The 9,345-nt window shown below is 73.0% G+C and carries 8 protein-coding genes and 1 pseudogene; 4 read left to right on the forward strand and 5 right to left on the reverse strand.

The features are described 5' to 3' along the window. Positions 1 to 64: 64 nt before the first annotated feature. Positions 65 to 2,755: pseudogene (locus ABZ371_RS23930) on the reverse strand (penicillin acylase family protein); the annotation flags it as partial. A gap of 255 nt (positions 2,756 to 3,010) precedes the next feature. Here ABZ371_RS23930 and ABZ371_RS23935 point away from each other — a divergent pair. Then, the gene (locus ABZ371_RS23935) at positions 3,011 to 3,622 is read left to right on the forward strand and encodes a hypothetical protein (protein WP_358683088.1); all 612 of its coding nucleotides are present in this window, start codon (positions 3,011 to 3,013) and stop codon (positions 3,620 to 3,622) included. A gap of 285 nt (positions 3,623 to 3,907) precedes the next feature. Here the strand turns inward: ABZ371_RS23935 and soxR are convergent, their stop codons facing one another. Then, a complete protein-coding gene (soxR, locus tag ABZ371_RS23940) occupies positions 3,908 to 4,381 on the reverse strand; it encodes a redox-sensitive transcriptional activator SoxR (RefSeq protein ID WP_358683090.1) in 474 nt (157 codons plus the stop codon). A gap of 300 nt (positions 4,382 to 4,681) precedes the next feature. Here soxR and ABZ371_RS23945 point away from each other — a divergent pair, with 300 nt between their 5' ends. Continuing rightward, positions 4,682 to 5,143, forward strand: coding sequence for a MaoC family dehydratase (locus ABZ371_RS23945; RefSeq protein ID WP_358683092.1), 462 nt, complete (start codon positions 4,682 to 4,684; stop codon positions 5,141 to 5,143). A gap of 138 nt (positions 5,144 to 5,281) precedes the next feature. Here ABZ371_RS23945 and ABZ371_RS23950 read toward each other — a convergent pair whose 3' ends face one another. The 3 genes from ABZ371_RS23950 to ABZ371_RS23960 form a co-directional block, all read right to left on the reverse strand. Then, complete coding sequence (locus ABZ371_RS23950; protein ID WP_358683102.1) at positions 5,282 to 5,905, reverse strand: TetR/AcrR family transcriptional regulator; 624 nt, start codon at positions 5,903 to 5,905, stop codon at positions 5,282 to 5,284. 100 nt (positions 5,906 to 6,005) lie between these two features. After that, positions 6,006 to 6,296, reverse strand: coding sequence for a YiaA/YiaB family inner membrane protein (locus ABZ371_RS23955; protein WP_358683094.1), 291 nt, complete (start codon positions 6,294 to 6,296; stop codon positions 6,006 to 6,008). 213 nt (positions 6,297 to 6,509) lie between these two features. Continuing rightward, entirely contained in the window at positions 6,510 to 7,661 is a 1,152-nt protein-coding gene (locus tag ABZ371_RS23960; protein ID WP_358683096.1) for an acyl-CoA dehydrogenase family protein, read from the reverse strand. A gap of 66 nt (positions 7,662 to 7,727) precedes the next feature. Here ABZ371_RS23960 and ABZ371_RS23965 point away from each other — a divergent pair, with 66 nt between their 5' ends. Together ABZ371_RS23965 and ABZ371_RS23970 are read left to right on the forward strand one after the other, a co-directional pair. Continuing rightward, entirely contained in the window at positions 7,728 to 8,405 is a 678-nt protein-coding gene (locus tag ABZ371_RS23965) for a TetR/AcrR family transcriptional regulator (RefSeq protein WP_358683098.1), read from the forward strand. 54 nt (positions 8,406 to 8,459) lie between these two features. Continuing rightward, positions 8,460 to 9,345: DMT family transporter (locus ABZ371_RS23970; RefSeq protein WP_358683100.1), on the forward strand; the 886-nt coding region annotated here is incomplete at its 3' end.

Here is a 9,345-nt window from a genome sequence, read left to right on the forward strand (position 1 = left end):
GCACGGCTCCCAGGACCAGGAGACGGATCGCCGACATACCACCCCACCCTTGCCGTCAACTGCGGCCAGGGTAGACGGTCGTCGCGGGCACCGCGGCCGCCTGCTTCAGCGTGGCCAGCAGCGCGTCACGGCAGGTCGCCAGGTCCCCGCCGCCGCAGTACGTCCTCGCCAGCGGCCCGGCGACGGACTGGCCGAGGACCTGGCGCAGGTCCTTGTCGGCGAAGCCCCACCATCCGTACTGGAAGGCGGAGCCGCTGTGCGCCCCGCTCGGCCCGTGGCTGGCGGCCGGGGACTCGTCGGTGGCGAGGCTCGCGGTGAACGCCGCGTAGAGGTCGTCACCCAGCCCGGGGCGGAACTCCGCCTCGATGAGCCTCGGCCACCACGCGTCCATGATCCGTACCGCGTCCGCGTGCGTGTACGTGTGCGAGCCCGGACTCGTCTCCCTGCGCTGCGCGCCGGCCGCCCGCCAGGAGTCCAGCTGCTGGACCACCGCGTTCAGCTGCGGGTCGGTGACCGGGCGGGAGCGGATCACCTTCAGGAGTTCCGGCAGCAGCTGCTCACCCCGCAGATCGGTCACGGCGGCCTCCGCCATGGCGCGGGTGAGGGAGGCGCGGGTCACCCCGCCGTCCTCGACGAGCGCGGCCACCCGGTCGTCGAGCAGGTCGCCCCGGTGCACCGATCCGAAGCCGAAGGCGGCGGACGCGTAGTCCTTCGCCTGCCGGTTGTTCCAGGAGATGTAGTAGTCCTGCCCGCTGGAACGGGGGTGCTCCGCGAACGGGGTGTAGTCGGTGGTGTTGGCGGCCGGGTCGAAGCCCCGCCACTCGTACGCCTTCTCGGCCCTGACGGGCAGCGCGGGATCGACTCCGGCCGCGCGCACCGGGTTCATGCCGCTGTTGTAGAAGGCCGTGGTGCGCGAGTCCGCGTAGAACCAGTTGAAGGCGTAGTCGATGTGGCTCGCCGCCTGCTGGAAGGAGGCGGCGTCCGTCACGTACGCGGGGTCGTTGAGCAGCTGGAAGCCGATGATCGAGTCGGCCTCGTGCCGGTAGGTGGTGCGCAGCGAGGTGTACGCGACGGGCTTGCCGCCGATCGTGGCGCGGTGGGTGACGATGCCGTAGTCCGTGCGCCACACCCTCATCCGGTAGGAGCCCTTGGCGGTGGAGTCGGCGACGCTGGGCTTCCAGGCGTTGACGCGCTCCAGCTTCTCCATGGGCGTGCAGGCGCCGTCCCGGAGGTAGTGCGCGGAGTCCTTGGTAGGAGCGGAGCCACCGGGTTCGCAGAGCTCGACGGCGTACGTGTCGGTGATGTCCTGGGCCGCCGAGGTGGCGCTCCAGGCGTAGTCCTGCCCCCGGCCCATCTGCACGTACATGCCGACCCCGGCGAAGGAGACGCCGCGTGCGCTGATGCCGGGGCCCTGGACCTCCTGGAGCATCATCAGCTGCGGGGCGAAGTAGCCCGTCTGCGGGCCCATGACGGCGACCGGGTTGCCGCTCGCCGTGTGCGCGCCGGAGACCAGGAGGGCGTTGGACATGCCTCGCCGCTGGGCTCCCTCCCCGGATCCGGGCAGCGATCCCTCCGGGATCACCCCGTCGTCGTACATGCCCTGGGCGGGTGCGAGGCGGGTGGGTGCGTCGACCGGGTCCTTGCGGTCCGTGCCCGCCGCCCCGGTGCGGTCGTGGATCAGGGGTTCCGGGGTGACGGTGCCCGGGTCGGGGAGGGCGGTGCCGCGGGCCTGGCCGGGCTTGCCCGCGTAGGGGAAGGACGTGCCGTCGTGGACGGTGAGGACGGCCTCGGGGTCGTTGCGCTGGCGGAAGGACTCCCACACGCGGGTGCCCTCCTGGACCCCGTACTTCTGCTGGGCGGCGAGGAGCGACAGCGCGGCCTGCACCTCACCGCCGCCTCCGCCGCCGAACTGCCCGCCGACGACGGAGGCGATCGAGATGAGGTCGGTCAGCTTGAACGGCTGGATCTCGCCCACGTTGGTGATGGAGTCGATCTTGCCCGTGAGGACGTACTCGCCGGGGAAGTACCGGCCCTTCTTCGCCTTGTCGCGGTAGGCGTTGATGCCGTCGACGTACGCCTGGGCGTCGGCCATCGCCTGCTCGCCGAGCGCCCCCTCGGTGGTCCTGATCCGTTCGACCTGCGCCTGGAGATCGGCCTCGGTGTACGGGGCCTGGGGCCAGAACTGCTGCTCCAGGCCCTGGTTGGCGAGGGCTCCGCCGGCGAACGGGGTGAGTTCGCCGCGCCCGATGTGCCGGAAGAGGTCCATCAGCCAGAGCCGGTCCTGTCCGGCCGCGAACCCGGCGCCGAACTCGGTGCCGTACCGGGTGGTGCCCTTGATGTGCGGGACGCCGCTCTTCCTGTCGCGGGTGATGGTGACGTCCTCGCGCGGCGAGGTCACGGACTCGACCTGGTCCGCGGGGACCCCGAACGAGGCGTCGCCGAAGAAGTCGTTCAGCTTCTGGTCGGTGAGGGTGGTGTGCCCGGCCACCAGGCCGTTGTAGCGGTCGAGCTGGTCGTCGCTGTGGGCGGGGTGGGTGCCGAACGCCTTGTTGCCGAGGATCTCGACGAGGGTGGCGTTGCCGTTCTCGCCGGGGGGCAGGATGTCGGCGCACCTGGCCTGGCAGAAGTCGGTGACGGCGGCGGGCTCCGGCTGCGCCGCCCCGGCCGCGGGGGCCGTGGCGGCGAGCAGGGAGGCGCCGAGGGCGAGGACGGCCGCCACTGCGGCGGCCGAGAGCGTGCGGGTGCGTGGGGGCATGCGTGCTCCTCCGGTGAGGCCGATGCGCCGGAGGTTACCGGCGGTACACCCCACCGGTAAGATGAACGTCAGTCACTTTTTCCGGATCGCCGCGCCGTGGCCACGTGCGGCCGGCCCCCGCGCACACCGCCTCCGCGACCTCTTCACGGAAGTTGTCCCACTCCGTGGACATCATCACCTTTCGATGGAGCCGAATCGGGCAGGCGTACGTCCATCCCTTGACGCCGAAGCACGAGCGACGGAGGTGGCGGTGCCATGGCCGGTTTCCGGAGTCTTGCGAGACAGGTACGCGATCCCAGGGGCGATCTCGCCCTGCGGCGGTACTCGCTGCGCAAATGCCTGGAACGCTTCGCCCCCTATGGCCATCGGGCCACCTGGGACCATCTGTGCGCCCGGCACGGTATCGGACCGGAGGACCGGGCCCCCGACCCCGCGCGCCTGGTCGGCGCCCTGGAGGAGCTGGAGGAGGCGCGGGCCGTCTGGCTCGCGTACGAATCGGGGTTCGCCGAGCGGCGGCGCCGGGAGAAGCACGGCGGGCTGCGCCGTCCGGCTTCGTTCGACGACTGGCACAGGCAAACGTGGGGCGGCAACGGGGTCGCCCTGTGCGACGACCCGGGCACCCACCCGACGGCTCCCCTCGCCGAGGTGCTGCGCCGGCTGATCGCCGCGCTGGGGACGGAGCCCCGTGCCACCTGCCCGGTCTGCTCGGCCACCGGGATCGCCTGGCGCCACGACCTCGGCCGCGAACCCTCGTCCGGCCCCGTCTGCACCGGGTGCGGCATCGCGGTCCCCCGGCCGGTCCTGACGGCGGGGGCCCTGGCGAAGGCGAGGACGACCCGGACACAGGACCTGGCGTCGGCGGCCTGAGCGCCGGGACCGGGACGCGGCTTCGCCGGCCCACCCCGGGCGCCGGCGCCCGGGCACCCGCCGCGGGCGTCCGGCCCCGCCGCGGGCGGGGGCGGCGCGCGGGCACATCCGGGCCCCCGGCATGCGCGCCCGGCGTACGCCGTCGGCCCACACCCGCGCCCCGGCATCGGCCGCAGGCGTCCGCCGCGTCCTTGCGTACCCGGCCCGCGTACCCGGTGGCGCGAACCCGCTGGCGCGTACCCGGCGGCCGGGACACCGGGACCGGCCCGCAGGGCCCTGCGGTGCTCAGGGGCGGTCCGGCTCCCGCCGCTCGGGCATCAGACGCGAACCGGCCATGCGGTCGCCGGAGATGTCGTCGGGGTTGGACAGCACGCAGGTCTCCAGCGAGAGGCAGCCGCAGCCGATGCAGTCCGTGAGGTGGTCCCGCAGCCGCCCCAGCTGCTGGATCCGCTCGTCCAGCTCCGAGCGCCACACGCGGGAGAGGCGCGCCCAGTCCTCGCGGTTCGGTGTGCGTTCCTCCGGCAGCTCGGCGAGCGCCGTGCGGATCGTGGCCAGCGGGATGCCCACCCGCTGGGCCGCCCGCACGAACGCGACCCGGCGCAGGGCGTCCCTGGTGTAACGGCGCTGGTTGCCACTGGTGCGGCGGCTGGTGATCAGCCCCTTGGCCTCGTAGAAGTGCAGGGCCGAGACGGCGGCTCCGCTGCGCGCGGCGAGCTGGCCGACGGTGAGCTCGTGAAGTGTCTGCGGGATCTTGGGCACTCGGCCCACCCTAGTGATCCCTCCCGCCCCCGCGCAGCGGGCCGCGGGTACCTCCTCGCGCCCCGCCCGGACCCGGAGGCGAGGACGGCCGGCACCCGGCGGCGGGCGCCTCGTCCCGGGACACGGAAGACGCGTGCCCGCGACCCGGACGGCGCACACCGGCACCCGGACGGCGCGGGGTCCCGTGATCCGGGCCCACGGACGGCCGTTGACAGGAGCGCACGGCCCCAGCATGCTGAGCAAGCGCTTAGACACTACTCGGCGACGACGGCGGACAGCCGGAAGGCAGGAACCAGGAACATGGCAGAGCCGAAGATCTTCACCTCCGCCCAGGAGCTGCGGGACGGGGTGGGCCTGCAACTCGGCCCCAGCGACTGGCTGGAGATCGAGCAGAAGCGGATCGACCAGTTCGCCGAGGCCACCGGCGACCACCAGTGGATCCACGTGGACCCGGAACGCGCCGCGGCCGGCCCCTTCGGTACGACGATCGCGCACGGCTACCTGACGCTCTCGCTGCTGCCCGTGCTCGTCCCCCAGATCCTGCGGGTGGAGGGCGCGACGATGGGCGTCAACTACGGGACCAACAAGGTGCGCTTCCCCGCGCCCGTCCCGGTCGGCTCCCGGGTGCGCGCCACGGCCGTGCTCAAGGACGTCGAGGAGGCGGGCGGCGGGGTCCAGGTGACCGCGCTCGTGACGGTCGAGCGCGAGGGCGGCGACAAGCCGGTCTGTGTCGCCGAGTCGGTGTCGCGCTACTACTTCTGACCGCGTCCGCGCCCGGGTACGGCTACGGCTGCGAAGGCCCGACGGACGGCTCGCACCCGCCCGGGTGCGCGCCGCCGGGCGCCCGGGGGCCCACCGGACGGATGCGGCCCCCCGGGCTTCCGGCGGCGTGGGCCCGGTCTACTTCTGGGCGCCCACCATGCGCAGGACGAGGTCGGCGTAGAGGTCCCCGACCTCGCCCGGCGTACGGCTCCCCTGCGCGTTGAACCAGCGCGCCACGTCGATGCAGAGCGACAGCACCGCCAGCGTGGTACCGGGCACGTCGGGGACGTCGAACTCCCCCGCCGCCACGCCCTCGCTGATGATCCGGCGCACCACCGCGTCGCTCTTCCTGCGCAGCGCCACGATCTCGGCGCGGTGCTCCTCGCCGAGGGCCTCGAGCTCGTACTGCACCACGCGTGCGGTGGTGTGCCGCTCCGCGTGCCACCGGACGAAGGACCGGACGGCGCCGGCGAGCCGGTCGGCGGCCGTGCCGCCGTCGCCGGCGGCCGTCTCCAGGAGGAGCAGGGCCCGGTCGTGCCCGATCCTGCTGATCCGGTGGAGCAGCTCTTCCTTGGTCTTGTAGTGGATGTAGAGCGCCGCCGGGCTCATTCCGGCCCGGCCGGCGATGTCCCGGGTGGTGGTCGCGTGGTAGCCGCGCTCGGCGAACGCCTCCACGGCGGCGACCAGCAGTCGCCGGGCCGCCTCGGGCGTGACCTCACTCCACGGCGTGTTCTCGCCGTCGGTCTCCTCCGCCGTGCTCATGCTCACGTGCCCCTCTCCCTCGCAGGACGAACACCATACCGCGAACCTGAGCAAGCGCTTAGGGCCCTCTCGCGGGCGGGGCGGCCGGAGCGCGGGGTCGTCAGAGCTTCTGGAAGGGGTCGTGCTCGGCGAGGATCTTCTCCAGCCGCGCCTGGTCGACGCGGCTGACGATCTGCCCCGCCTCCTGACGGTCCCTGATGACCTTGGCCAGAGTGAAGCACGATGTGACGAGGTAGAGGACGCCGACGGCGAGGAAGGCACGCACCCAGGCGTCGGCGTCCAGGAAGAAGATGCCGAGGGCCACCGCGCCCGCCGCCACCCCGAAGGAGAGGACGGCCTGGCCGTAGAAGGCGGCGGTGTTCTGCTGCTTGACCGATGTTGTCTCACTCATGCCGCACAGCATGGGGCGCGGCAACTCGTCCGGGCATCCGTCGGCGTACTCAGCCGGTACTCATCACGCGGGCGCCCCCGGTGGCCGTGCCGCCCGGCGCACAGCCACCCCGGACCTGTGCGAGCCTCCCACCGGCAGGCCGTGCCGCTGCCGGTCCGGCGGCGGGGCAGGCCGCCGGCGGACGCGGGGGCGGGCGCGGGCCGCCGCCCGTGCTCAGAAGGCGGAGACCCCGGTCAGCGCACGGCCGATGATCAGCTTCTGGATCTGACTGGTGCCCTCGTACAGGGTCATCACGCGGGCGTCCCTGACGAGCTTGCCCACGGGGTACTCGTCGATGTAGCCGTACCCACCGAACACCTGGAGGGCGTTGTTGGCGGCGCGGACGGCGGCCTCGGAGGCGAAGAGCTTCGCGGTGGAGGCGGCGGTGGCGAAGTCCCGGCCGCGGTCGACGAGGTCGGCGACACGCCAGGTCAACATGCGCGCGGCGTCCACGTCCACGGAGATGTCGCTGATCAGCTCCTGGACGAGCTGGTAGCTCGCTATGGACTTGCCGAACTGCTCCCGCTCCCCCGCGTACCGCACGGCGGCGTCCAGCGCGGCCTGCGCGATGCCGACGCAGCCGGCCGCGACGGACATGCGCCCCTTGGCCAGGGCCGACATGGCGACGGAGAAGCCCTTGCCCTCGGGCCCCATGAGCGCGGAGGCGGGGACGCGGACGTCCTCCAGCACCAGTTCGGCCGTGGCCTGGCCCCGCAGGCCGAGCTTGCCGTGGACGGTCCGCCGGGTCAGCCCCGGGGCGTCGGCCGGCACCAGGAACGCGGAGACGCCCCGGTGGCCGGGGGCGTCGCCGGTGCGGGCGAACAGCAGGACGACATCGGCCCAGGTGCCGTTGGTGATGAACATCTTGGAGCCGTTGATGACGTAGTCACCGCCGTCCCGCACGGCCCTGGTGCTCAGGTTCCCCGCGTCGGAGCCGGTGCCCGGTTCGGTGAGGCCGAAGCAGCCGACGGCCTCGCCCGCGGTGAGCCCCGGCAGCCACCGCCGCTTCTGCTCCTCGCTGCCCCAGGAGGCGATGGTCTTGGCGACGAGGCCGAGCGAGACGGACACGATGCCGCGCACCGAGGAGTCGCCCCGCCCGAGCTCCTCGGTCACCAGGCAGTACGCCAGGTGGTCCCCGCCCGAGCCGCCGTACTCCTCGGGGATCGTGAGCCCGAGGAAGCCGAGGGCACCCAGCTTCTTCACAATCGACTTGTCGACACTCTCGGCCCGGTCCCACGCGACGACGTGCGGGGTGATCTCCCGTGCGACGAAGTCCTCGGCAAGCTCCCGGACGGCTTCCTGCTCCTCGCTCAGCTCCAGGTTCATCCCTGCGACACCCCACTTTAAATTAGCACTGCTAGTTTAATCTGTGCAGGCCCTACTATGTGCCGCATGGCCCGACCGCGCAAGCCCCTCCTCAGCAGAGACCGCATCGTCGAGGCGGCGGGCGCACTCGTGGACACCGAGGGACTCGACTCCGTCTCGACCCGCCGCCTCGCCGCGGTGCTCGGAGTCAGCGGGCCCTCGCTCTACAACCACTTCCGGAACAAGGACGAGATCCTCGACGCCGTCGCCGACGCGGTCTCCGCGCAGGTCGACCTGTCGATGTTCGAGGCGTCCGATCCGAGGGACTGGCCCGCCGCGCTGCACGACTGGGCCGTCTCCTACCGGGCCGCGCTCGCCGCGCACCCCCACATCGTCCCCGTGCTGGCCCAGGGGCCCGGCCGCCGCCCGGCCGGCCTGCGGGTCGCCGACGCCGTCTTCGGTGCCATGGTGAGCGCCGGCTGGCCGCCCGCCCAGGCGACGTACATCGGCGCGCTGATGCGGTACTTCATCACCGGCTCCGCGCTCGGCTCCTTCGCCCGCGGCTTCGTGGACGACGAGACGGCGTACGACCCCGCCGACTACCCCCACCTCGGCCAGGCCCACCTGCTGGCCGACCGCCGCCAGCAGGTGGACGAGGGCGCCTTCGAGACCGGGCTGCGCGCCCTCCTGGACGGGCTCGTGCTCCAGTACGAACGCACCGTCGCCGGCGGCACCGTCCCCGATCCCCGGACCCGCGACGATTGACGGTCCCCGGCAATTCGTTGGGTGCCGGGCCGTGACGGCTCTACGGTCGTGACCATGACGACGACACCGACCTCCCCGGCGACCGCCTCCCCGGTCCGCGACTGGCGCGCCCCTGCCGCCGCCTGCACCACGGTGCTCCTGTGGGCCTCCGCCTTCGTCTCCATCCGCAGCGCGGGCGAGGCCTACTCCCCCGGGGCGCTGGCCCTGGGCCGGCTGCTGGCCGGCACGCTGACGCTCGGGGTGATCCTGCTGGTGCGCCGGGAGGGACTGCCCGCCCGGGGCGCGTGGCCGGGCGTCATCGGCTCCGGGCTGCTCTGGTTCGGCCTCTACATGGTGGTGCTGAACTGGGGCGAGCAGCAGGTCGACGCGGGTACGGCCGCCATGATCGTGAACGTGGGGCCCATCCTGATGGCCCTGCTCGGCGCCCGCCTGCTCGGAGAAGGCCTGCCACGCCGGCTGCTGGCGGGCATGGGCGTCTCGTTCGCGGGCGCCGTCGTCGTCGGCCTCTCGATGTCCGGGCACGGGAGTTCGTCCGTGCTGGGCGTGCTGCTCTGCCTGCTGGCCGCGGTCTCGTACGCGGGCGGTGTGGTCATCCAGAAGCCCGCCCTGCGCCACGGTTCACCGCTGCAGATCACCACCTTCGGTTGCCTGATAGGTACGGTCGCCTGCCTGCCGTTCACCGGGGTGCTGGTCTCCGAGGCGGCCGACGCCCCGGCCTCCGCGACGCTGAACATGGTCTATCTCGGCGTCTTCCCGACCGCGCTGGCCTTCACCACCTGGGCGTACGCCCTGGCCCGCACCACCGCGGGCAGGATGGGCGCGACGACGTACGCGGTGCCCGCGCTGGTGGTCCTCATGTCGTGGCTGCTGCTCGACGAGGTCCCCGCGCTGCTCACGGTCGGCGGCGGGCTGCTGTGCCTCGCCGGTGTGGCGGTCTCCC

Origin of the sequence: Streptomyces sp. NPDC005899 (assembly GCF_040629645.1) — a bacterium.
GTDB lineage: Bacteria > Actinomycetota > Actinomycetes > Streptomycetales > Streptomycetaceae > Streptomyces.